This is a genomic window from Isoptericola aurantiacus, assembly GCF_044769875.1.
Taxonomy (GTDB): domain Bacteria; phylum Actinomycetota; class Actinomycetes; order Actinomycetales; family Cellulomonadaceae; genus Isoptericola; species Isoptericola aurantiacus.
Window position 1 is genome coordinate 30,863 of record NZ_JBJBAE010000007.1, and the last position, 23,341, is coordinate 54,203.

Genomic DNA, 23,341 nt, shown 5'->3' on the forward strand with positions numbered 1-23,341 from the left:
CCCTCCCGCTCAGGCGGGCCGGGTGGTGGCCCGGGGGATCAGGCGGACCGGTGCGGTGACGTGCTCGGCGGGTGGCCCGTCCGGAGCGCCGACGCCGGAGCGGCCGGTCCCGAGCCGATCGAGGAGCCGGAGGGCGTCCGCGGCCATCTGCTCGTGGGCGGGGTCGACGGTCGTCAGTGCCGGCACCGTGAGCTCGGAGGTGGCGAGGTTGTCGAAGCCGACCACCTGGACGTCCTGCGGCACCCGCAGCCCGGCCTCGGCCAGACCGGCGAGCACCCCGGTGGCGAGCGTGTCGGTGACGGCGAAGACGGCGTCGAAGGCGATGCCCTCGCGCAGGAGCCGGCGCACGGCGTCGCGTCCGTGGAACGGGTCGGAGGGTGCGGGGACCAGCAGCTCCGGGGCGGGCACGGTGCCGGCGTCGGTGTGGGCCGCGGACCAGCCGGCCGTCCGGGCGGGCATCATGCCGCCCTCGGGGGCGGGGTCGGTCCCGCCGACGATCGCGACCCGCCGCGACCCGGTGGCCAGGAGGTGCGCGGTGGCGAGGCGCGCGCCCGCGACGTTGTCCATGCGGACGTGGTCCCACCGCGCCGGCATCTCCTGCTCGCCGAGCAGGACGAGCGGTACCGAGGTCTCCAGGTCCGCCACGTCGGCCGCGGACATCCCGACCACCGACAGCAGCACGCCGTCGTAGAGCTGCCAGCGAGCCTGCCCGACGGCGGCGAGCTCGGCCTGCCGGCTCGCGCCGGTCTGCTCGACGACGAGGTGGCGGCCGTCGGCGGCCAGCAGGCGGGCCAGGCGGGCGGCGAGCTCGCCGTAGTACGGGTGGTCGAAGTGCGGCACGACGAGCGCGACGGTGTCGGTGCGGCCGGCGCGCAGGTGCCGCGCGGTGAGGTTGAGCTCGTAGCCGAGGTCGGCGGCCGCCTGCTGCACCCGGGCGCGGGTCGCGGCCCCGACGCGGCGGCGCCCGGTGAGGACGTTGGAGACCGTCATCGCGGACACGCCCGCCGCGCGGGCCACGTCGCTCATGGTCGGCTTCACGCGCGTCACGGTATCGAGTCCTTCCGTCCTGCTTGATTTTATCGTTAAACTGGCGCGATGGATCAGACAACGGCTGTCATCGACCTGGACCTGCCCGGTCCCCGCATCTCGCGGCACGTCTACGGGCACTTCGCCGAGCACCTCGGGCGCTGCATCTACGGTGGCTTCTACGTCGGGGAGGACTCCGACGTGCCGAACGTCCGCGGCATCCGCACCGACGTCGTCGAGGCGCTGCGGGCCCTGCACATCCCCAACCTGCGCTGGCCGGGCGGCTGCTTCGCCGACGACTACCACTGGCGCGACGGCATCGGCCCGCGCGACCGGCGTCCCCGCATGGTCAACTCCCACTGGGGCGACGTCGTCGAGGACAACGCGTTCGGCACCCACGAGTTCATGGACCTGTGCGAGCTGCTCGGCACCGACGCCTACATCAGCGGCAACGTGGGTTCGGGGACGGTCGCCGAGATGAGCGAGTGGATCGAGTACCTGACCCGGGCCGACGACTCGCCGATGGCGGCGCTGCGCCGCGAGAACGGCCGCGACGAGCCGTGGAAGGTGCCGTTCTTCGGCATCGGCAACGAGGCCTGGGGCTGCGGCGGGAACCTACGCGTCGAGCAGTTCGCCTCGCTGGCCCGCCAGTACTCCACCTACGTGCGCGACCACGCCGGCAACGAGGTGTACCGGATCGCCGCGGGCGCCTCCGACGACGACCTGCACTGGACCGAGGTGCTGATGCAGTCGTTCGGCCCGCTCGACGCCCCGGCCGACGCCGCCGCTCCGGCCACCCCGTTCCAGGGCGTCTCCCTGCACTACTACACGATGACCGGCACCTGGCAGGACAAGGGGACCGCCACCGAGTTCACCGAGGACGAGTGGTACCTCGCCCTGCAGAAGGCCGGGTTCATGGAGCACCTGCTCACGCGCCACGGTCAGGTCATGGACCGGTACGACCCGCACCGGCGCGTGGGGCTCGTGGTCGACGAGTGGGGCACCTGGTGGAACGTGGAGCCGGGGACCAACCCGGGGTTCCTGTACCAGCAGAACACCCTGCGCGACGCCCTGGTGGCCTCGGTCCACCTCGACGCGTTCCACCGGCACGCCGACCGGGTGGTCATGGCCAACATCGCCCAGACGGTGAACGTGCTGCAGGCGATGCTGCTCACCGATCCGGAGTCCGGCGCCCTGGTGCGCACGCCGAGCTACCACGTGTTCGAGATGAGCACCGGCCACCACGACGCCGACTCCCTCGCCGTGCACCTCGACGGCGTGCCGACGCGGGCGACGGACGGCGCCGAGCTGCCGCTGGTCTCGGCGTCGGCCTCGGTCAAGGACGGTGCGGCGCTGGTCTCGCTGAGCAACCTGGACGCGGCGGCCGAGCGCACCGTGGTGCTGGACCTGCGGGGACGTGAGGTGACCGGGCACCGCGGGCGGGTGCTCACCGCGCCGGAGCTGGCCACCCACAACACGCCCGAGGCGCCCGACGCCGTCGCCCCGGTCGAGCTCGCGGCGATCCGCCCGCACACGCGCGGTCTGGAGGTCACCCTGCCGGCGCACTCCTACGCGACGGTGCGGCTCGACCTGGCCTGACGGGCCACCCCCGGTGCCTGACGCACCACCCCGTGCCTGACGCACCCCCTCCGTTGTGGGCATGAAATCTGCAGCTCTTGTCCCGGGAAAGCTGCAGATTTCATGCCCACAACGGGAGCGGTGGGGGGTCCGGTGTCGGGAGCGCCTGGCATCCTCACCGCATGAGCGTCGACGCCGCCACGGTCCGCGCCGCCCGCCTGCGTGCGACCCGCCTGCGCGAGCCCGATCTGCCCGACGTCCCGCGCGCCGTCGAGCACCTGCTCGCCGTCCAGGGCCAGGAGCTGCGGCCCACGCTGTGGGGTCTGGCGTGCCGGATCGACCCTGCCGCCCGCCCCGGGGCCGCGGCCGCGCTCGCCGCGCTCGACGACGGCAGCATCCTGCGCACCCACGTGCTGCGCCCCACCTGGCACCTCGTGCGGCCCGCCGACGCCCGCTGGCTGATCCGCCTCACCGGGCCGCGGGTCGCACGGCAGATGGCCTCCACGGAGAAGCAGTGGGGCCTCGGCGACCCCGGCCCGGGCATCGCCGCGGTCGCGGCGGAGGTCGCCGACGGCCCGCGCACCCGACCCCGGCTCGCCGCGGCGCTGGTCGCCCGCGGCGTGCTCGACGCGGACGCCCCCGGCATCGCCCTGACCCACGTCCTCATGCACGCCGAGCTGCAGCAGGTGGTCGTCAGCGGGCCGACGGCGGACGGGGCGCACGCCTACGCCGCGTTCGACGACCGCGTCCCGGCCGGGTACGGGCCGCTGGGTGAGACCTTCGACCGGGAGCCGGCCGTCCGCGAGCTGTGGCGGCGCTGGCTGCCCGGACGCGCGTACGCCACCGTCAAGGACCTCGCGCAGTGGTCCGGGCTGACCCTGACCGAGCTGCGTGCCGGGCTCGCCCCGCTCCTCGACGCCGGCGAGGCGACCGAGGTCCCGGGAAGCGGCGCGCTCGACGGCCTCACCCTGGTCACGACGCCCGCCGTGCACGACGACGTCGCGTCCGCCCCGCCGTCGGCCCCGCCGCCGCGCGGCCAGCGTGCGGCGGACCTGCTGTGCGCCTACGACGAGCTCGTCTGCTCCTTCGGGGAGTCCCGCCACGCGATCGCCGACCCGCGCGCGCCCGAGCCCGACCGCCGGCAGGCCTTCGTCCACCGGGTGCTCGTCGACGGGATGCTGACCGCTCGTTGGCGCTGGCCCGGCGCGCCGCCGGACGACGACGCCCTCGAGGTGCAGTGGCAGCGTGACCCGGACGCGGCGGACCGGACCGCCGTCGCCCGTGCCACCGCGGCGCTGGGCGCTCATCTGCGCACGTCCGGGCCGGTCGTGGCACCCTAGGCGGATGCGCAACTGGGCCGGCAACCTCGTCTACGGCGCGCGCGACCTCGCGCGCCCCCGCACCCTCGAGGAGCTGGCCGACGTGCTCACGGCACCCGGTCCGGTGCGGGCACTCGGGTCGACGCACTCGTTCAACGACCTCGCCGACACCAGCGGGACCCACGTGCAGGTGGACGGGCTCGACGACGGGCGCCCCGTCGTCGACCTCGACCCCGCGACCGGCGTGGTGTCCGTCAACGCCGGCCAGCGGTACGGCGAGCTGGCGCGGGCGCTGAGCGCGGAGGGCCGCGGCCTGGGGAACCTCGCCTCCCTGCCGCACATCTCGGTGGCCGGAGCCGTCGCCACGGCGACCCACGGCTCCGGTGACGCCAACCGGTCCCTGGCGAGCGCCGTCGTCGGCCTCGAGATCATGACCACCGCGGGCGAGCTGCGGCGCGTCACGCGCGACTCCGACCCCGAGGCGTTCGCCGGGACGGTGGTCTCGCTCGGCGCCCTCGGGGTCGTCACCCGGGTCGAGCTCGACACGGTGCCGGCCTTCGCCGTCCGGCAGGACGTCGCGCTCGACGTCGGCTGGGACGCCGTGCTGGGCGACCTCGACGCGGTCACCGGCGCCGCGTACTCCGTCAGCCTCTTCACCGGGTGGGCCGAGCCCGCCGTCCGGCAGGTGTGGTTCAAGTCGGTGGTGCCCGACGGCGCCGGGACGCGTCCGGAGCCCGTGGCCGGACTGCGCTGGGCCGCGCAGGACGTGCACCCCCTGCCCGGGGTCGACGCCGCCGCGTGCACCGCGCAGTGCGGCGCCGTCGGGCCCTGGCACGACCGGCTCAGCCACTTCCGGCTCGACTTCACCCCGTCGGCGGGCGACGAGCTGCAGAGCGAGTACCTGGTGCCCCGGCGCCGCGCCGTCGAGGCGATCGAGGCGGTGCGAGCCCTCGCTCCGCGCGTGGCGCCGCTGCTGCAGACCACGGAGATCCGCACGGTCGCGGCCGACGACCTCTGGCTCAGCCCGTTCGACGAGGACAGCGTCGGGCTGCACTTCACGTGGCTCCCCCGCGGGGACGACGTCGCCGCCGTGCTGCCGGCCATCGAGGACGCGCTGCTGCCCCTGGGCGCCCGGCCGCACTGGGGGAAGGTCTTCGCGATCGACGCGGCCGAGCTCGGCGCCCTGTACCCGCGGTTCGCCGACTTCCGGGCGCTCGCGGAGCGGTTCGATCCCGAGGGGCGGCTGCACGGCGGCTACCTCGCCCGCCTGCTGGGCTGACCGTCCGACGGCGTCGCTGCGGCGCCAGGGCCCGGCCTCGGCGGCGCCGGGCGCCGGCCAGGGTGTCTCGACGTGCCGGTGTGCGGTCGATCGCGCATCATCACAGGTGGGACGGTTTGACGTGGCACCGATCAACGCGGAAGGTGTGTGACCCGTGAGCGAACAAACCAAGGCCGCTCCGCGGGAGCAGTTCACCGGACAGGTCGGATTCATCCTGTCGGCGATCGGCTCCGCCGTGGGGCTCGGCAACATCTGGCGGTTCCCGGGCGTGGCGTACGAGAACGGTGGCGGCGCCTTCATGGTGCCCTACCTCATCGCGCTGCTGACGGCCGGCATCCCGATCCTCTTCCTCGACTACGCCCTGGGCCACCGGTTCCGCGGTGGCGCCCCGCAGGCGTTCCGCCGGCTCAAGGGTTGGCTGGAGAGCCTCGGCTGGTTCCAGGTGATGATCTGCATCCTCATCGCCGTGTACTACGCGGCGGTCGTGGCCTGGGCCGGGAGCTTCTTCGTCTACTCGTTCGGCCTGGACTGGGGCGACGACGCCGCGACCTTCTTCGTCGGCGACCACCTGCAGCTCGCCGACGTGGGCGGTGCCGACCCGTGGCTGACGTTCGACTTCGTCGCCGCCGTCCTCATCCCGCTGGTGATCGTGTGGATCGCCGTGATCGCCGTGCTGGCCGCGGGCGTGGTCAAGGGCGTCCAGCGTGCCAACGTCGTGTTCATCCCGCTGCTGGTCGTCGCGTTCGGCATCCTCGTGGTGCGGGCCCTGTTCCTCGACGGGGCCGCCGACGGTCTGAACGTGCTGTTCACGCCCGACTGGAGCGCGCTCGGCGACGCCGACGTGTGGATCGCCGCCTACGGCCAGATCTTCTTCTCGCTGTCCGTGGCGTTCGGCATCATGATCACCTACTCGTCCTACCGGAAGCGCCGCTCGAACATGACCGGCCCCGGGCTGGTCGTGGCGTTCTCCAACTCCGGGTTCGAGCTGTTCGCCGGGCTCGGCGTCTTCTCCGCCCTCGGCTTCCTCGCCGCGCAGGAGGGCGTGACCGTCGCCGACCTGGACTTCCAGGGGGTGCTCCTGGCCTTCGTGACCTTCCCGACGATCGTCTCCGAGATGCCGGCGGGCGCGTTCTTCGGCGCGCTGTTCTTCGGGTCGCTGGTGATGGCCGGCTTCACCTCGCTCGTGTCGATCCTGCAGGTGGTCTCCGCGGCCCTGCAGGAGAAGTTCGCGCTCTCCCGCCGGGCGGCGACCGTCGGGATGGGTCTCGTCCTGGGCACGGTCTCGGTGCTCGGGTTCAGCACGACGACGGGTCTCGTCCTGCTCGACACCGTGGATGCGTTCGTCAACAACATCGGCATCGTGGCGTCGGCGATCTTCATGTGCGTGTTCGTCATCTGGCTCTACCGCCGCGGTCCCGAGCTGCGGTACCACCTGTCGTCCGTCTCGACCATCCCGGTGGGCCGCTGGTGGTACGCCTGCGTCGGACTGATCGTCCCGGTGATGCTCGTCGTGATGCTCGTGCAGTACGTCATGACGCGGATCGACGAACCGTACGGCGACTACGACACGACCTACCTGCTGTACGCCGGCTGGGGGGCGGTCGCCCTGCTGTTCCTCGGCGCGATCGTGCTGTCCCTGCCCCGCTGGCGGGGTCGTGAGGAGTTCACCCCGTGGCCGGCGTACCCGCCGGTCGACGCCGTCACGAAGGAGGGGGCGCGATGACCACCGAAGCGATCCTGATCATGCTCGTCGCCATGGTGATCATCTGGGGCGGCCTGGTCGCGAGCATCCTGGCGTTGCGGGCCCGCCCGGAACGTCCCGAGTACCCGCCCGGCGCCGTGGACGACCACCGCGAGGACGCGGGCATCATCGAGCACGACACGTAGCCCTCTCGGGGAACGAGGTCCGGACTCCCGGAACGCGGTCGCGCTCACGGGCGCTGCGCGCCCTGCGCTTCCCGTCCGACGGCCGCGCACCGGGAGTCCGGTCCCCGTGCTGTGCCCGGCTGCGGTCGGGGACGGTGCCGCGTGATCGACGTCATGCCCGCAGGATTTGGGCGCGTGGGGAATATGTATTCATACTCATGCATAGACGCTCTGCGGCCCGGACCGGGCCCGGGTGTCCTCCTCCTCCACGCGACCCTCGGAGATCCGCCATGCGCACCCGCACCGCTCTGCCCCTGTCCGCGCTCGCCGTCGTCGGTCTGCTCACCGGCTGCACCACCGCGTCCCAGGACCTGGGCACCGGCACCGGCTCCGGCGAGGAGACCGCCGACAGCTCCGCCGCGCCGAACGCCGTGGCGTTCGACCCCGCCGCGATCGAGGCCGACCCGGAGCTGGCCGCGCTCGTGCCGGCCGCCGTCGCCGAGGACGGCGTGCTCACCGTGGGTGCCGAGCTGTCCTACGCGCCCGCCGAGTTCGTCGCGGCCGACGGCGTCACCCCGGTCGGGTTCGACGTCGACGTCGCCGCCGCGGTCGCCGCCACGCTGGGCCTTGAGTCGCAGGTGGAGCCGTCCACGTTCGACGCGATCATCCCCGCCGTCGGCACCAAGTACGAGGTCGGCATCTCCGGGTTCACCATCGACGCCGACCGCCTGCAGGTGGCCCACATGGTCAGCTACTTCGACGCCGGCTCCCAGCTGGCCGTCGCCAGCGGCAACCCGGACGGCATCGACCCCGCGGACCTCTGCGGCGTCGTCGTCGGCGTGCAGACCGGCACCGTGCAGCAGGGCGAGCTCGAGGACACCTCGGCCACGTGCGAGGCCGACGGCACCGACCCCGTCGAGATCCTGCCGTACGACTCGCAGGCCGACGTCACCACCAACCTCGCCGGCGGCAAGGTGCAGGCGATGTACGCCGACTCCCCGGTGACAGCCTACGCCGTCGAGCAGGCCGAGGGCTCGATCGAGACGCTCGGCGACATCACCGACGCCGCCCCCTACGGCGTCGTCGTGGCGCAGGACGACGACGCGCTCGCCGATGCCGTCCAGGCTGCCCTGCAACAGCTCATGGACGACGGCACCCTGACCGAGATCCTCGACGGCTGGGGCAACGCCGAGGGCGCGCTCGCCACCGCCGAGCTCGACCCCGGCGTCTGACGTGGCCGCCCGCTCCGCGAGCGCCCCGCCGCCCGGGGCGCCGTCGTCGGACCTGCCCGAACCCCTGCGCGCCCGTCCGGTCCCCCGGCCGGGCCGCTGGGTCTCCGCCGCCGTCGTGCTGGTGCTCGCCGCCATGGTGGTGCACGCGCTGGTCACCAACCCCAACTTCCGCTGGGACACCGTCTGGCTGTACCTGCGGGACGTGAACGTGGTGCGCGGCGTGGGCTGGACGCTCGTGCTGACGTTCGGCTCCATGGCGATCGCGATCGTGCTCGCCGTGCTGCTGGCGATCATGCGGCGCAGCGACAACCCCGTGATGCGGTCGGTGTCGTGGACCTACATCTGGTTCTTCCGCGGCACACCGATCTATACCCAGCTCGTGTTCTGGGGGCTCATCTCGGTGCTGTACCCGCGCCTGAGCCTCGGCGTCCCGTTCGGGCCGGAGCTCTTCGTGTTCGACACCCGCGACGTCATCACGGCGTTCTGGGCGGCGCTGCTGGGGCTCGCGCTCAACGAGGCCGCCTACCTCGCGGAGATCGTGCGCGCCGGGCTCGGGTCCGTCGACCCGGGCCAGGCCGAGGCCGCGCGGGCCCTGGGCATGAAGGAGTCGCGGATCCTGCGCCGCATCGTGCTGCCGCAGGCGATGCGCGTCATCGTCCCGCCCACCGGCAACGAGACGATCTCCATGCTCAAGACCACCTCGCTGGTCGTCGCGGTGCCGTTCACCCTGGAGATCACCTACGCGACCAGCGCCATCGGCACCCGCACTTTCCAGCCGATCCCGCTGCTCATCGTGGCCGCCCTGTGGTACCTGCTGATCACCTCGGTGCTCATGGTGGGGCAGTACTACGTCGAGCGGCACTACGGCCGCGGGTTCGACGGCGGTGCCACCGGTCCGCGGCGCGGTGCGGGAGGGCGTGGCCCCGGCGGCACCGGCAGGACCGGCCGGCGCGCCGGACGACCGAGCCGGCAGGCCGCGATCCGCGGCGCCGGCACCACGACGGACGACCCCTTCGCGGAGGTGACCCCATGAGCGCGACGCAGGTGCCGTCGTCGAACGCGACGGACGCGGGCAACGCCCCGACGCCGATGGTCGAGGCGCGCGGCGTCCACAAGGTGTTCGGGCACGGCGCCGACGCCCTGCACGTGCTGCGGGGCGTGGACCTGGTGGTACCGCAGGGCTCGGTCACGGTGATCCTCGGGCCGTCGGGTTCCGGCAAGTCGACCCTGCTGCGCTGCCTCAACGAGCTGGAGGAGATCACCGCCGGCTCGGTGCACGTCGACGGCGAGCTGCTCGGCTACCGCGAGGACGCGCGGGGCGTGCTGCACCGGCTGCACCCGCGGCGGATCGCCGCACAGCGGTCGCGCATCGGCATGGTGTTCCAGCGGTTCCACCTGTTCGGGCACCTGACGGCGCTGGAGAACGTGGCCGAGGCGCCGGTGCAGGTGCGCGGCCTGTCGCGGCGCGCGGCGCGGGAGCGTGCGGCCGAGCTGCTGGACCGCGTCGGGCTGTCCGACCGGGCCGGGCACTACCCCGCGCAGCTCTCCGGCGGGCAGCAGCAGCGGGTCGCGATCGCGCGGGCGCTGGCGATGGACCCCGAGCTCATGCTGTTCGACGAACCGACGTCCGCCCTGGACCCGGAGCTCGTGGGCGAGGTGCTGGCCGTGATGCAGGACCTCGCGGCGTCGGGCATGACGATGGTCGTGGTGACGCACGAGATCGGGTTCGCCCGGGAGGTGGCCGACCACGTCGTGTTCATGGACGACGGCGCGGTGGTGGAGCAGGGGCCGCCGGACCAGTTGCTGGGTTCACCCTCCGCGCCCCGGCTGCAGGAGTTCCTGTCCCACGTGCTCTGAGCGCGGGCGCGTGCGCTCAGAGCTTCGAGCAGGTGCTGCCCCAGTCGGTGTGGCCGATCCAGACCTTCTTCCAGATGTGCGCCGAGTACCCGGAGTAGCTGGTGCGGGTCTTGGAGATGCTGCGCGTCATCCCGCTGCTCCAGGTCCGCTCGGGACCGGTCAGCCAGGTGTCGCCGCGGTAGCAGCCCGAGGCCGACGTCGGGATCCGGTAGATCCGCAGGAACCCGGACACGCTGCCCGAGCCGCGGTACTTCCAGGAGGCGTAGATGCGCCCGCTGGACTTGTAGATGCACACGGTGCCCGGACCGCTGGTGCTGTCGCAGTCGCTGCCGGACCCGATGGCCAGCGTGCTCACCGTGCCCTCGCCCGTCCTCAGCGTCGTCCCGCCGGTCGCGGCCGGTCCGTCGCAGCTCTCGACCATGTCGACCCGGTGGGTGGCCAGATCGTCCGGGGCGCCCATGGCGCGGTTGTAGGAGACGTCGACCTCGTCACTGATCGACACCTCGTCCAGCTCGCACCCGCGGGCCGCCGAGTCGGCCTCCCAGTCGGTGGCCTCCGCCTCCGCACGTTCGTCGGCGGCCCACGCCTCCCACACCGCACGGGGACTGCCGGCCTCGGGCACACCGGGCAGGTTCTGCGGTGCCGACGCCGCGCTGGCCGGCACGGCGGCCAGCGCGAGGCTCAGCGCCACCGCGCAGGCTCCGACGCCTGCCGTGACGGTCCGGACGAGGTTCGTGCGCATGCGTGGCTCCTCACGTCGTCGTCGAGGACGCGTGGGGCGCCCGCGTTCAGTCCCCGAGCGTAGCGAGAGGGTCGATCCGGGCAACAGATGACCAGTACCGTGTAACAACCCCGGGGGTGCCGGCAATGTACAGGGTGTAGGAGCGAGAGGACGAGCGTGGACGACGCCGAGGCGCGCGACAGGTTGACTCGCCTGTGGGTGGACCTCCATGAGGACGTCGTGCGGTTCGTCGCCCGCCGGGCCCCGACCGAGCTCGTCGACGACGTCGTCTCGGAGACGTTCCTGGCGGCCTGGCGAAGGGTGGAGGACGTGCCGAGCGAACCGCGTCCGTGGCTGTTCGGCGTGGCCCGCAACGTGCTGGCCACGCAGGTCCGCACGCACGGGCGCTGGCAGGCGCTCGGCGTCCGGCTGGAGCAGGAGCCGCGCGCCGTGCAGGAGCCGCTCGACGACGTCGCCACCGATCGCACCGACCTGCGGCGTGCGTGGGAGCTGCTCGGGGACGCCGACCGGGAGGTCATCGCGCTGGTCGCGTGGGACGGGCTGACCAACATCGAGGCGGCGCAGGTGCTGGGCTGCCGCCCCTCCACGTTCGCGGTCCGGCTGAACCGTGCCCGCAAGCGGCTCCTCGCCTTCTCCGAGATCCCGCAGGGCACGGCGGCCACGCTGCGCCACATGCAGCAGGAGACGCCATGAGATCACCGATGATGGACGAGCTGGCCGGGCTCGACCCGGCGCGTCACGTACGCGCCCCGGGCGGCCCCCACGACCCGGAGCTGCGGGCCGTGCTGGCGGCCGACCGCACCGCCCGGGCCCGGTACGCGCCGCCGCGGCGCCCGGTCCGGCCCGTGGTGGTCGCCGGTGCGGCGGCGTTCGGGGTGGCGGCGGTGGCCGTCGGGGTGACGCTGAGCTCCACCCTGGGCGCGACGCCCGCGTACGCGACGTGGACGCCGGTCCCGGTGACCGTGGACGCGGCCGAGGCCGCCGAGCAGGCGGGGAGCTGCCCGGTCGCGGCGCACGCGATCACCGACGGCGACGACCCGCAGGTCACCGAGGTCCCGCTGACGCCCGTGCTCGCCGAGACCCGCGGCGACTACACCTACGTGGTGCTCGCGGGCGACGACGCCTACGGCGACTGCTTCGTCACCGCGGTGCCCGACGGCGGCGAGGACGTGTTCACCTCGGACGCCGCCGAGGCGCCGCTCGCGGAGCCCGACGCCCGGGGACTGGTCGTCGCGCAGGGCGGCACCGCGTCCTGGTCGGGCGGCGAGGCGGGGGAGGGTGCGGTCACCTCCGTGTTCGGCCGCGCCGGCGCCGAGGTCGAGTCCGTCACGGTCGCGTCCGCCGACGGCGAGCTCGTCGAGGCGACGGTGTCCGACGGCTGGTTCGCCGCCTGGGCGCCCGGTCAGGACGCGTTCGCCGCCACGGCGCAGGTCACCTACACCGACGGGTCGACGGCGGACGTCCCGCTCGGGTGAGCCGCGGGCCCGTCACCGGGACGCGGGCAGGGTGAGCGTGAAGCGGCAGCCGCGTCCGCCGTCGGGCAGGTCCACGTTGCGCACCTCGACGCGCCCGCCGTGGGCGGTGGCGACGGACTCCACGATGGACAGGCCGATCCCCGCGCCGCCGGAGCCGGGGGTGCGGGCCGCCGTGCCGCGCCAACCCGCGTCGAAGACGCGCGGCAGGTCGGCCGCCGGGATGCCGCCGCAGGCGTCCGTCACGTGCACGACGGCGGGGCCCGCCCCGCGCCGGTCGGGTCCCGTCCCGCCGGGGTCGCCCGGTCCGCGTCCCACCTCGACGTGCACCGTGCCGCCGGCCGGGGTGTGCCGCACCGCGTTGGACAGCAGGTTGCCCAGGGCCCGCGACACCTCGCGCGCGTCCGCGGACGCCACGACCGCACCGTCCACCCCGCCGGTCAGCCGCACGCCGGCCGCCTCGGCCACCGGGCCCAGCGCGGCGAGCGCGTCCGAGGCCAGGTCGCCCACGTCCGTGGGCTCCCGGGCCGGCTCGAACGACGCGGACTGCAGCCGGGACAGGGCGAGCAGGTCGTCCACCATCTCGCTCATCCGCCGGTTCTCCGCCAGGATGCCCGCCGCCGCCCGGCCCTGCGGCGCCACCCCGTCCTCGAGCGCCTCGGCCAGGGCCCGCACGGCCGCCAGCGGGGTGCGCAGGTCGTGCGAGACCCACGCCACCAGCTCACGCCGCCCCTCCTCCACCTCGCGGTCGCGGTCCCGCGCGGCCACCGCGGCGGCACGGTCCGCGGCGAGCCGGTGGGTGCGCTGCGCCAGGGCCAGGCCGATCACCAGGGCCACCGGCACGGTGGCGAGCAGCAACCACAGCACGGTGGTCGAGACCTCGTAGGACAGGAACATCGCCCGGGCGCTCGCGTAGACGCCGGCCGCCACCGAGGCGACCACCACCAGCGGTGCGAGCACCGCGGCGAGCGACGTCCGCCGTCGTCCCAGAGCCAGCACCCCGAGCGCGCCGACCACCCCGACCACGGCCGCCACCCCGGCCGACAGGCCGACCCCCGCCAGCGGCGTCACGCCGCACCTGCCGCGTCCCAGCGGTAGCCGACGCCGAACACCGTCACCAGCCGTGCCGGCACCGACGGGTCCGGTTCGACCTTCTCCCGCAGCCGGCGCACGTGCACCGTGACGGTGGACCGGTCGCCGTACTCCCAGCCCCAGACCTCGCGCAGCAGCGTCTCGCGGTCGTGCACCTGGCCCGGGTGGGCGAGGAACCACGCCAGCAGGTCGAACTCGCGGACGGTCAGCCCCAGCTCCGCACCGCCGCGCAGCACCCGGTGCGCCGGCACGTCCACCGTCAGGTCGCCGTCGTGCAGGATGCCCGACGGCGGCACGGAAGCCGGTGGCGAGGGCTGCGGTCCGCCGTCGGGCACCTCGCCGGTGGGCGCTTCGCCCTGCGAGCCCGGCGACCCGGACGCGTCGCCCCCCGCCGCGGCGCCGCCGTCGGGCAGCCAGGTCCCCGCCCGCCGCAGCACCGACTGCACCCGCAGCGTCAGCTCGCGCGGGCTGAACGGCTTGGTCACGTAGTCGTCGGCGCCGACCTCCAGCCCCGTGATGCGGTCGTCCTCCTCGCCGCGCGCCGTGAGCATCAGCACCGGCAGCCGGGGACGCTCGGCACGCAGGCGGCGGCACACCTCGATGCCGTCGACGCCGGGCAGCATCAGGTCCAGGACGACGGCGTCCGGCGGGCGCTCGCGGGCGGAGGCCAGGGCGGCCGGCCCGTCGGCGGCGTGCTCCGCCGTCATCCCGGCGCGCTCCAGGTAGGCGCACACCACGTCGGCGACGGTGGTGTCGTCGTCGACCACGAGGACCCGGACCATGGGACCAGCGTAGGGCGGCGCACCGCGGCGGCCCGCGCCGTCGTGCCGTCCCGGCGGCGTCGTCACGGGACCGTAAGGCGGGGCGGGACGGGCGCCGCGCTCCGGCACGGCGTGTCGCGTCGCGGCGAGGATCGGGCTCCCCGTCCGTGCCGGATGATCGGCGGAGGTCACGTCACCACCTCGTGAGAACTCCCTAAGACCGCCGTCATGGACCCGCGGGGCGACGCGCGGTGGGCTGGGTGCAGGGCCGCCACCGGGGTGCGGCCCGGAAGGAGTCGCATCATGCACCGCAGCAGCTCGCTCGCCCTCGCCGGGTCGGTGGCGCTCGCCGTCGGGGCCTTCCTGGTGCCCGCCAGTGCCGCCCAGGCCGGGGTCTCGCAGGGCACGGCCTTCTACGTCGACGGGGTCCCGTACCGCACCGTGGCCACGCCCAACGACCTGTCCGGGACCGGCGCCCCGGCCCACTCGTTCGACGTGATCTACGACCTGGGCGGCGCCCAGGCCAACGTCGCCGAGGCCGCCCCGGGAGACCGTGACTACAACGGTGGACGCTGGCAGGTCCACGCCCTGCAGTACGACGACTTCGACGCCGTCCTGGCCGCCGGCGACCTGGACGGCGACGGCATCCTCGGGTCCGTCGAGGAGGTCGGGGCGGCCATCGCCGCCGGCGTGGCGACCGACGGCGGCGTCGTCGCGTCCTTCACCTGCCCCGTCATCCCGTTCCCGCGCGGTCGCTGACCGCGCGCACGTCCGTCCGCCGGCACTCCCTGGCAGGACTGCCGGCGGACGGGTGTCCGAGGACCCCCGGGACCGCGGCCGCCGGCTACTCGCCGTCCTCGCAGGCGAGCCCGTTGCCGTTGGCGTCCAGCCCGCCGCGGTAGCCGGGCTGACCCTGCTGGATGGGCGCGGCGCCGGCGGCGCGGGCGTCGTCACAGCTCCAGTACCACCACTGGTCGCCCCCGCCCTGCGGCTCCTGCTCCTGCTGCTGTTGCTGCTCCTGCTCGGCCGCCGCCGCCTGGTCGTCCAGCTCGTTCTGGCGGCTGGTCAGCTGGGACTCCTTCTCGGCGAGGTCGGACTCGCGCTCCTGGAGCTTGTTCTCCCGCTTCTGCAGCTCGTCGGCCCGGTCGTCGAGCGCCGTGCGCTCGTCGGCCACCTCCGCCTCGAGGGCGTCCGCCGCGGCGACCTGACGTTCGGCGTCGGCGACGGCCTGGCGGGCGTCGGAGGTCTGGACCATCGAGAACATCACGCCGAGGATGACGCCGAGTGCCAGGCAGGCCACGGCGACTCCGGCCACCATCGTGTTCGCCGGCCGCTTGGTGCGGACGTTCCGCTCGCTGCGCGACGGGCTCTCGGCCGACGCCGCGGCCTGGGCGGCGATCCGCGGGTCGACGCGCTCGGCCGGCGTGGGGTGGCCGAGCGGCGGCACGGGGGTGGTGGAGTGCTGCGTCGCGTGCGGGTCGGACGACGGCGGGCCCGGCGGCGGGGGCGGCGGCGTGGACGACGGCGCGGGGGACGAGGTCGCGGCGGGCGCGGGCGACGGCGCGGCGGCGGGGGACGCAGCGGCCGGGGCGCCGACGGGCGCCATGACCGTGGTGGCACCCGCACCGCCGGCGGACGCCGCGGACTGCGGGGCTGCTGCGGGCGGCGGGCTCACCGAGGGGGCGCGAGGGGCGGGGTCCGGCGTGGTGACCCAGTACTCCCAGCCGGGGGGTGCCGGCGGCCACGAGGGGTCGGGCGACCAGCCGGCCTCGGGCCGGAACCCCGGGGGAACCTGCCAGCCCGGAGGGGGGTTGAATCGCACGGTCATGACTCTCCTTCGGCGTGGTGCGGCCCCACTATGCCGAATGCGACCCCCCGAGGTCCATGTCGGGGGCCGCTGGTAGACCTGGGGACATGTTCCTCCTGGGCGACGACGGCGGGTCCGGACCGCGGCTCGTACACTCCGCCGGCGATCTCGTCGTCGCCGCGGAGTGCGAGCACGCGCTGCTGAGCCGCGTCGACGAGGTCCTGGGCCGGACACCTCCCCGGCCCCGTGCGGCCGACCAGATGCTGGAGCGCACCGCCGCGCTCGGCGAGGCGCACGAGCGCGCCGTCCTGGACGGTCTCCTCGACCGGTTCGGCGCTGCCCCCGACGGCGGCGGTCCGGGCGGCGTCGTCGAGGTCGCGGCCCCGCGGCGGATGACCACGGACGATCTCCTCGCCGCGCACTCGGCCACGCTCGCCGCCCTCGAACGGGGTGCCGACGTCGTGTACCAGGCGGCGTTCTTCGACGGCAGGTTCCACGGCCGCGCGGACTTCCTCGTGCGCGACCGGGCCGGTGCCGGCGGGGCGGCCGGTCCGGCGTCGGGCCCCCCGGACCCGGGCCGGCCGCGGTACGCCGTCTGGGACACCAAGCTCGCCCGCCGCGAGAAGGTGCGGGCCGTGCTGCAGCTCGCGGCGTACGCCGACCAGCTCCTCGCGGCGGGCATCGACCCCACCGACGCCGCCCACCTCCTGCTCGGCACGGGCGAGCGCACCGACCACCTGCTGGCCGAGGTGCTGCCCGTCTACCGGACCCGCCGCGACCGCATGCTCGACGTCGTCTCCCGGCACGTCGACGCCGACGCCCCCGTGGGCTGGGACGCTCCCGGGCACACCGCGTGCCGGCGGCTCGGTGCCTGCCCGGACTGCGCGGCTGCGGCGCAGGAGCACGGCGACGTCCTGCTCGTCGCCGGGGTGTACGCGTCGCAGCGAGCGCACCTGGTCGCCGCCGGCATCAGGACGACGGCGGCGCTCGCGGAGGCCGTCACCACCCCCGCCGGGATGAGCCCGGACCGGTTCGCCGGACTGCGGCGGCAGGCGGCGCTGCAGCTCGGCACCGACCCGGGCGACGGCGCGGTGAAGATCGAGACCGACGACGGTCCGGGCGAGCTGCGCTGGGCGCTCACCGACCCCGGCGCGGTGGAACGGCTGCCACCCCCGAGCGAGGGTGACGTGTTCTTCGACTTCGAGGGCGACCCCCTGTGGACGCCGGACGACGACGTGGCCGCACCGGCGGCGTCGGGCCTCGACTACCTGTTCGGCTGGGTGACGCGGGACCTCGACGCCGAGGGGCGCCCGGCCTTCCACGCGCTGTGGGCGGACTCGTTCCTGCAGGAGGCCCGCGCGCTGGTGGAGTTCGTCGACCTCATGGCCGAACGTCGGCGCCGCTGGCCGGACATGCACGTGTACCACTACGCCGCCTACGAGCGGACCCACCTGCTGTCCATCGCCGCACGGCACGGCGTGTACGAGGACGAGGTCGACGAGCTGCTGCGCTCGGGCGTGCTCGTCGACCTGTACGCCACCGTCCGCTCCGGTCTGCGCATCTCGAACCGGTCCCGCTCCATCAAGAAGCTCGAGCCGCTGTACATGGGCGACGAGGCCGCTCGGGCGGGCGTCACCGACGCCGCGACCTCGGTGGTCGAGTACGCGGAGTACTGCGAGCTGCGTGCCGCCGGGGCGGTCGAGGAGGCGGCGCAGCGACGCGCCGAGATCCTCGACTACAACCGGTACGACTGCCTGTCCACGCTGCGGCTGCTGGACTGGCTGCGCTGGGCGCACGACGAGGTGGTCGGGCCGGTCGAGGTGCCCGTCGTCGCGCCGTTGGAGCTCGAGGAGGTGCGCGAGGAGAACGCGGAACGCGTGGCCCGGGAGGCGCTCGAGTCCGCGGTGCGCGACGTCGTCGAGCACGCCCACGCCCACGATCCCGCCGACCGCGCGGCGGTGCGCGCCCTGAGCCTGCTCGGGGCGGCGGTCGGGTACCACCGGCGGGAGAGCAAGCAGTTCTGGCAGGCGCACTTCAGCCGGATGGAGCTGCCGCCGGACGAGTGGCCGGGCCGACGCTCCGCCGCGGTGGTCGAGGGCTGCCGCGTGGTGACCGACTGGGAGACGGAGCCGGGCAAGCGTGCCCCGTCGCGGGTGCTGGCCCTGCGGTGCCCGGCGGTCGAGGGGTCGGAGCTGCGCGCGGGGACCCGGGCGTTCCTGCTGTACGACGTCCCCTGCCCGCCGGTCGTGGGCGACGCCGGGGCGCTGGCCGAGCGCTGGTTCCACGGCAAGATGGCGATCCTCGACGTCGAGCGCGTCGTCGACGGCGACCGCGACCTCGACGTGTACCTGGTGCGCGAGCACGTCGGCGCCGGCCAGGAGACGCACGACGACGTGCCGTGCGCACTGAGCGTCAACAGCCACGTCCCGGCCGGGCCGCTGGAGGCCGCGACGGGGGAGGCCGGGCAGGCGGCGCTGGATGCCTGGCTCGCCGGTGCGGACCGGCCGATGTCCGACCGCCTGCCGCCGGGGCCGATGACGGATCTGCTGCAGAGGCGTCCCGCCCGCGTCGTCGGCGGTCTGCCCGAGCCCGCGACCGGGCCGGACGGGGAACCCGACGTCGTCGCCGCCGTCGAGCAGGCGGTGCGCCGGCTGGACCGCTCCTACCTCGCGGTGCAGGGACCTCCCGGCACCGGCAAGACGTACCTCGCCTCCCACGTCGTCGCGGCGCTCGTGGCCGGCGGGTGGCGCGTCGGTGTGGTCGCGCAGGCCCACGCCGTCGTGGAGAACCTGCTGCGTGCCGTGCTGCGGGCCGGTGTGCCGGCCGACCAGGTGGCCAAGAAGCGCTCCTCGAGCACCGCGACCACGGACGCCGAGCCCGAGTGGGTCGACGTCGACGCCGCGGGGCTCCAGGACTTCGCCGCCCGGGCCCGCGACGAGGGCCACGGGTGCGTGGTCGGGGGAACCGCCTGGGACTTCGCGCACGAGCGCTGGGACCCCGAGGGCCTGGACCTGCTCGTCGTCGACGAGGCGGGACAGTTCGCGATCGCCAACACCGTGGCCGTGGCGCGCGCCGCCTCGCGCCTGCTGCTGCTCGGGGACCCGCAGCAGCTGCCGCAGGTCTCCCAGGGCACGCACCCGGACCCCGGCGTGGCCGGGTCGGCGCTCGGCTGGCTGGCCGACGGTCACGAGACCCTGCCCGAGGGTTTCGGCTACTTCCTGCCGGCCTCCCGGCGGATGCATCCCGAGCTGTGCGCTGCGGTGTCCGACCTGGCCTACTCCGGGCGCCTGCACGCGCACGCCACCACGGCGGGGCGCTCGCTGGCCGGCGTCGAGCCCGGGGTCCACGAGGTCCTCGTGGAGCACGAAGGCCGCGCCGTCTCCTCGCGGGAGGAGGCCGACGAGGTGGTGCGGCAGGTGCAGGGGGTGCTGGGCCGCGACTGGGTCGCCGCTCCCGGAACGCCCGCACGGCCGTTGGGGCCGCAGGACGTGATCGTCGTGGCCGCGTACAACGCCCAGGTGTGGGCGGTGCGGCGGGCGATGGCGGCCGCTGGTCTGGACGAGGTGCCCGTGGGGACCGTCGACAAGTTCCAGGGGCAGGAGGCGCCCGTGGCGATCGTGTCGATGGCGGCGTCCTCCCCGCAGGACGTGCCGCGAGGGATGGGATTCCTGCTCAGCCGGAACCGCATCAACGTCGCGGTCTCCCGGGGGCAGTGGTGCGCGCTGGTCGTGCGCTCGCCCCGGCTCACGGACTACCTGCCGACGTCGGTCACCGACCTGGGGCAGCTCGGCGCCTTCCTGCGGCTCCTGTCCCGCTGACCCGCGAGGTAGGCGTGGGTTCCGCGAGGTAGGACAGGTTGCGGCTGTGAAGTCTCAGGACATCGTGCACAGTTCTGTCTCACGACATCGTGCACACTTCCCGGGTTCTAGGGCGGTGTGATCGTCTGCTGGGGGCATGGAGTCAAACTCGGTGCCCCCGGCAGTGCGGTGGGCGATCGCGCAGTGGCCCGACGACGCGGCGCGTGGTGCTGTCTCGGCGTTCTGCGACGAGCACCGGATCTCGCGTCGGGTGTTCTACAAGATCAGGGCGCAGGCTCGATCTGTGGGGGCGGTGGCGGCGCTGGAACCCGCCTCGAGGGCACCGGTGTCGAGCCCGGGGCGGGTCGATCCCGACCTGGTGTCCATCGCCTTGGAGGTGCGTCGTGACCTGGTCGCCGCGGGCTTGGACCACGGCCCGTTGTGGTGATCGACAGGATGCGCCGGGCGGGCCTGCGGCCGCCGTCGCGGGCCACGCTGGCCCGCTACTTCCAGACAGCGGGTCGCGTGGTGCCTGAGCCTCGCAAACGACCGCGGGCCGCGATGCGCCGGTTCGTCTACCCGGCACCGAACTGCATGTGGCAGATCGACGCGTTCGACTGGACGCTGGCCGACGGCTCCGCGGCGGTGGTGTTCCAGGTCATCGACGACCACTCCCGACTCGCGCTGGCTTCCCTGGCCGCGCGCGGCGAGACCTCCCATGGCGCGATTGAGGTCGTCGCCACCGCGATGGACCGCTGGGGCGTCCCGCAACGGTTCTTGTCGGACAACGGCGGCGCGTTCAACCCCACCCGCCGCGGTCACACCGGCAGGCTCGTGGAGTTCTTGACGGCTCGCGGGACCGAGCCCGTGACCGGGCGGCCAGGCAGACCGACCACGCAGGGCAAGAACGAACGCATCCACCAAACGATGCTGCGATACCTGCGCGCTCAACCGGCCGCTGAGACGATCGGTGAGCTCCAGGTCCAGATCGAGACCTTCGATGCCTACTACAACCACGAGCGCGGTCACCAGAGCCTGCCCGGACCCAACGGGCTGATGACCCCGGCCGAGGCCTGGCAGGCCACCGCACCAGCCGAACCGCCCCAGCCTCCGGCCGGCCACGAAACAAGCCAGACGCTGCCTGCAGCGCCACCACGCCCCCGGCCGGCACCCAAGCCGCAGGGCTACCTGCCCCCCGAGACACACACCGCCGTCGGAGCCGCCGGCCGAGCCACCGCCCACGGCACCGAGTTCCACGTCGGGACCCAGCACGCTGCCCACACCGTCACGATCACGTTCACCACCACGACCGTGCTGATCGTCGCAGCCCACACCGGCGAGCTCCTACGCCGCTACACACGACCCGCCCCCGGAACCCGTTACGCCGGACCACGCACCCACCCCGACCCCGACAACGAACCCTGAACCGTGCACGATGTCCCGAGACAGACGAAGCGTGCACGATGTCCCGAGACATCACAGGACAGGTTGCGGCGAGGTAGGACTCAGATGTCGAACCCGCCCCCGTCGCCCCCGCCGAAGAAGTCGCCGAGGCCACCGCCGTCGCCACCGAAGAACCCGCCGAACAGCCCCTCGTCGCCGCCGTCGGCGCCGTCGCCGCCTGCCTGGTCGGCCCCGGCGTCGCCGCCCCCGTCGTCCGCCGCGCCACCGTCAGCGGCACCGTCCGCCGCGCCACCGTCAGCGGCACCGTCCGCCGCGCCATCCCCGGCGGAGTCCTCGGCGACCGGGGTGCTCGGGTCGCCGAACGCGGGGCCGAACAGCGCGTTCGCGACCGCGGAGCCGATCACCACGCCGGCCACCGTGCCGAGCAGGCTCGAGCCGATCATCGAACCGAAGCCGGGCACGCCACTCCGCGCGCCGGCACCGCCGCGGAACGTGTTCTCCAGGGTGCCGGGGTTGCGCATCTCGGCGCGGGTGGCCATCCGTGCCAGGGCCTGCGGGTCGTCGGAGGTGGCGCGTTCGGCCGGCGGGACCGTCGCGCCGACCTCGGCGAGCACCTGTCGGCGCTGCTCGGGGCTGAGCTGGGCGAACGCCTCGGCGTGCGCCTGCTCGACGGCGTCCGGCGGAGCCGTGCGCAGCAGGTAGCGGTAGCGGTCGATCGCGACGTCGTCCTCGCTGCGACCTGCCGTGCCCGACGACGGCGCCGCCGGGGCGGGTGCCGCCGTCGGCTGCGGTGTGGGTTGCGGTGTGGGGGAGGCGTAGCCGCGGGGGGTGCCGCCACCCGTCATGCCGGGGATGGAGCGGTCGTCGCGTGGCCTGCCGAGGAGTCGGTCGAGGAATCCCATGTCAGAGGAACGACCGCGGCGCGATGCAGGTTCCCCGCCGCTCGCACGCACAGCCGGGCCCCTGCGCCCGGGAACGACGACGGCCCGCACCCTCCGCCGAGAGGCGGCTGGTGCGGGCCGTGCGTTCGATGTGGTGACCGCCGTCAGGCGATCTTCACGTCAGATCAGAGGGGGCGAACGTTCTCCGCCTGCGGGCCCTTGGGGCCCTGCGTGACGTCGAACTCGACCTTCTGCTCCTCGTCCAGCGAGCGGTAGCCCTGCGACTGGATGGCGGAGAAGTGGACGAACACGTCAGCGGTGCCGTCCTCGGGGGCGATGAAGCCGTAGCCCTTCTCGCTGTTGAACCACTTCACGGTCCCGGTGGCCATGGGTACTCCTTCAAGAGTCGGCGTCCCCGCCTGTCGGGGGCGCACATCACGGTGTTCGTCGCCAACTCTTGATGACCAAGGTCCGCCGCCGGGCCGCGTCAATCCTGACGACACGACCTCGCCGACGCAGGACGGGAGACCGTCCTGGTACGAGCAACACACTGCAACAGCGACAACGGTACGCGAGCGCGCGGCATCGCACCAGCACAAAGGCCAAAGTTGTGCATGACTGTTCTCAGTATCACCCCGGACGTCGGGGCGGAGGGTGCGTCGGTGAGGCTGCGGTGCCCCGCGGTCGGGCCCCGAGCGCGGTGGCCACGGGCGCACCGGGCGATCCGGACCGCTGCGCCGACCGGCGCCGGGAGCCCAGCTCGGAGGGTCACTCCCGGCCCGGTGCTGGGGGGACGCCGGGGGCGCGGCGTTCCGTCGGCACGCCGTCCCGGCGGCTGGTCGTGCTGCGGCGCCGCCGGGGACGCCGTCGGCGCCGGGCGCACCGGTGGTCGCCCGACGCCGCAGGTCAGCGACGGGGCATCGGGCACGACGCGCTGCGCGAGAGCTCGGATCCGTCCAGGGGCGGAGCCCGGGGACGATGCCGCCCCGGCGCCTCCCGTGCCGCACGGCCGGCCGAGGCGACAGGCGGTCCGACGCCGCCGTCGCCGGCCGAAGACGGTACCGGAGGTGGTGGACCGGTACGTGCCCGGCGCCGTCGGCCCCCGTGCCCCGGTGGCCTGGCCGCCTCGGCACGTCTCACGATGCGTCCGGGAACGTGAGACGCATAACAGGTTCGTCACGATCCTGCCGATGTGGCGCATCTGACACCTGACTGTCACACGGGCGGG

21 protein-coding genes are annotated in these 23,341 nt (G+C 74.3%); 14 read left to right on the forward strand and 7 right to left on the reverse strand.

What is annotated here, in order from left to right; genetic code table 11:
- Positions 1–9: 9 nt before the first annotated feature.
- Positions 10–1,038: a LacI family DNA-binding transcriptional regulator gene (locus tag ACIQLL_RS16625; RefSeq protein ID WP_402469560.1), complete on the reverse strand. Its 1,029-nt coding sequence runs from the start codon at positions 1,036–1,038 to the stop codon at positions 10–12.
- Between the two features lie 57 nt (positions 1,039–1,095).
- On the opposite strand from ACIQLL_RS16625, the gene ACIQLL_RS16630 reads away from it, so the two are divergent.
- From ACIQLL_RS16630 to ACIQLL_RS16665, 8 genes are all read left to right on the forward strand, one after another.
- On the forward strand, positions 1,096–2,625 hold the full coding sequence (locus tag ACIQLL_RS16630) for an alpha-N-arabinofuranosidase (RefSeq protein ID WP_402469563.1): 1,530 nt from the start codon (positions 1,096–1,098) through the stop codon (positions 2,623–2,625).
- A gap of 161 nt (positions 2,626–2,786) precedes the next feature.
- On the forward strand, positions 2,787–3,944 hold the full coding sequence (locus ACIQLL_RS16635; RefSeq protein ID WP_402469565.1) for a DNA glycosylase AlkZ-like family protein: 1,158 nt from the start codon (positions 2,787–2,789) through the stop codon (positions 3,942–3,944).
- 4 nt (positions 3,945–3,948) lie between these two features.
- The gene (locus ACIQLL_RS16640; RefSeq protein WP_402469567.1) at positions 3,949–5,202 is read left to right on the forward strand and encodes an FAD-binding protein; all 1,254 of its coding nucleotides are present in this window, start codon (positions 3,949–3,951) and stop codon (positions 5,200–5,202) included.
- Between the two features lie 154 nt (positions 5,203–5,356).
- Positions 5,357–6,925: a sodium-dependent transporter gene (locus tag ACIQLL_RS16645; RefSeq protein WP_402469569.1), complete on the forward strand. Its 1,569-nt coding sequence runs from the start codon at positions 5,357–5,359 to the stop codon at positions 6,923–6,925.
- On the forward strand, positions 6,922–7,089 hold the full coding sequence (locus ACIQLL_RS16650) for a methionine/alanine import family NSS transporter small subunit (RefSeq protein ID WP_402469571.1): 168 nt from the start codon (positions 6,922–6,924) through the stop codon (positions 7,087–7,089). The genes ACIQLL_RS16645 and ACIQLL_RS16650 overlap by 4 nt, the downstream gene beginning before the upstream one ends.
- Before the next feature lie 269 nt (positions 7,090–7,358).
- Positions 7,359–8,300, forward strand: a complete 942-nt coding sequence (locus tag ACIQLL_RS16655) for a transporter substrate-binding domain-containing protein (protein ID WP_402469574.1) — start codon at positions 7,359–7,361, stop codon at positions 8,298–8,300.
- A gap of 1 nt (position 8,301) precedes the next feature.
- Positions 8,302–9,333 (forward strand): amino acid ABC transporter permease, encoded by a 1,032-nt coding sequence (locus tag ACIQLL_RS16660; RefSeq protein WP_402469577.1) that lies wholly within the window; start codon positions 8,302–8,304, stop codon positions 9,331–9,333.
- On the forward strand, positions 9,330–10,157 hold the full coding sequence (locus tag ACIQLL_RS16665) for an amino acid ABC transporter ATP-binding protein (RefSeq protein ID WP_402469579.1): 828 nt from the start codon (positions 9,330–9,332) through the stop codon (positions 10,155–10,157). The genes ACIQLL_RS16660 and ACIQLL_RS16665 overlap by 4 nt, the downstream gene beginning before the upstream one ends.
- A 16-nt stretch (positions 10,158–10,173) precedes the next feature.
- Here ACIQLL_RS16665 and ACIQLL_RS16670 read toward each other — a convergent pair whose 3' ends face one another.
- Positions 10,174–10,899 carry a hypothetical protein gene (locus tag ACIQLL_RS16670; RefSeq protein ID WP_402469581.1) on the reverse strand — a complete coding sequence of 242 codons (726 nt, stop codon included), beginning with the start codon at positions 10,897–10,899 and terminating at the stop codon, positions 10,174–10,176.
- Positions 10,900–11,055: 156 nt separating this feature from the next.
- Here ACIQLL_RS16670 and ACIQLL_RS16675 point away from each other — a divergent pair, with 156 nt between their 5' ends.
- Positions 11,056–11,592 carry an RNA polymerase sigma factor gene (locus ACIQLL_RS16675; protein WP_402469583.1) on the forward strand — a complete coding sequence of 179 codons (537 nt, stop codon included), beginning with the start codon at positions 11,056–11,058 and terminating at the stop codon, positions 11,590–11,592.
- Positions 11,589–12,374 (forward strand): hypothetical protein, encoded by a 786-nt coding sequence (locus ACIQLL_RS16680; RefSeq protein WP_402469585.1) that lies wholly within the window; start codon positions 11,589–11,591, stop codon positions 12,372–12,374. The genes ACIQLL_RS16675 and ACIQLL_RS16680 overlap by 4 nt, the downstream gene beginning before the upstream one ends.
- Positions 12,375–12,386: 12 nt before the next feature.
- Here ACIQLL_RS16680 and ACIQLL_RS16685 read toward each other — a convergent pair whose 3' ends face one another.
- Together ACIQLL_RS16685 and ACIQLL_RS16690 are read right to left on the reverse strand one after the other, a co-directional pair.
- Positions 12,387–13,442, reverse strand: coding sequence for a sensor histidine kinase (locus ACIQLL_RS16685; RefSeq protein WP_402469588.1), 1,056 nt, complete (start codon positions 13,440–13,442; stop codon positions 12,387–12,389).
- Positions 13,439–14,245 carry a response regulator transcription factor gene (locus tag ACIQLL_RS16690; protein ID WP_402469591.1) on the reverse strand — a complete coding sequence of 269 codons (807 nt, stop codon included), beginning with the start codon at positions 14,243–14,245 and terminating at the stop codon, positions 13,439–13,441. The genes ACIQLL_RS16685 and ACIQLL_RS16690 overlap by 4 nt, the downstream gene beginning before the upstream one ends.
- A gap of 282 nt (positions 14,246–14,527) precedes the next feature.
- Between ACIQLL_RS16690 and ACIQLL_RS16695 the strand changes: the two genes are divergently transcribed.
- Entirely contained in the window at positions 14,528–14,983 is a 456-nt protein-coding gene (locus ACIQLL_RS16695) for a hypothetical protein (protein WP_402469594.1), read from the forward strand.
- An 85-nt stretch (positions 14,984–15,068) separates the two neighbouring features.
- Here ACIQLL_RS16695 and ACIQLL_RS16700 read toward each other — a convergent pair whose 3' ends face one another.
- Positions 15,069–16,052, reverse strand: coding sequence for an excalibur calcium-binding domain-containing protein (locus tag ACIQLL_RS16700; RefSeq protein ID WP_402469597.1), 984 nt, complete (start codon positions 16,050–16,052; stop codon positions 15,069–15,071).
- 86 nt (positions 16,053–16,138) lie between these two features.
- Here ACIQLL_RS16700 and ACIQLL_RS16705 point away from each other — a divergent pair, with 86 nt between their 5' ends.
- The 3 genes from ACIQLL_RS16705 (at position 16,139) to ACIQLL_RS16715 (ending at position 21,253) form a co-directional block, all read left to right on the forward strand.
- A complete protein-coding gene (locus ACIQLL_RS16705) occupies positions 16,139–19,849 on the forward strand; it encodes a TM0106 family RecB-like putative nuclease (protein WP_402469599.1) in 3,711 nt (1,236 codons plus the stop codon).
- Between the two features lie 136 nt (positions 19,850–19,985).
- Positions 19,986–20,276, forward strand: a complete 291-nt coding sequence (locus tag ACIQLL_RS16710; RefSeq protein WP_402469601.1) for a hypothetical protein — start codon at positions 19,986–19,988, stop codon at positions 20,274–20,276.
- 80 nt (positions 20,277–20,356) lie between these two features.
- Positions 20,357–21,253 carry an integrase core domain-containing protein gene (locus tag ACIQLL_RS16715; RefSeq protein WP_402469603.1) on the forward strand — a complete coding sequence of 299 codons (897 nt, stop codon included), beginning with the start codon at positions 20,357–20,359 and terminating at the stop codon, positions 21,251–21,253.
- Between the two features lie 80 nt (positions 21,254–21,333).
- Here ACIQLL_RS16715 and ACIQLL_RS16720 read toward each other — a convergent pair whose 3' ends face one another.
- Together ACIQLL_RS16720 and cspE are read right to left on the reverse strand one after the other, a co-directional pair.
- On the reverse strand, positions 21,334–22,134 hold the full coding sequence (locus ACIQLL_RS16720) for a hypothetical protein (protein WP_402469605.1): 801 nt from the start codon (positions 22,132–22,134) through the stop codon (positions 21,334–21,336).
- A 164-nt stretch (positions 22,135–22,298) separates the two neighbouring features.
- Positions 22,299–22,502 (reverse strand): transcription antiterminator/RNA stability regulator CspE, encoded by a 204-nt coding sequence (gene cspE / locus ACIQLL_RS16725; protein ID WP_402469608.1) that lies wholly within the window; start codon positions 22,500–22,502, stop codon positions 22,299–22,301.
- Positions 22,503–23,341: the final 839 nt, after the last annotated feature.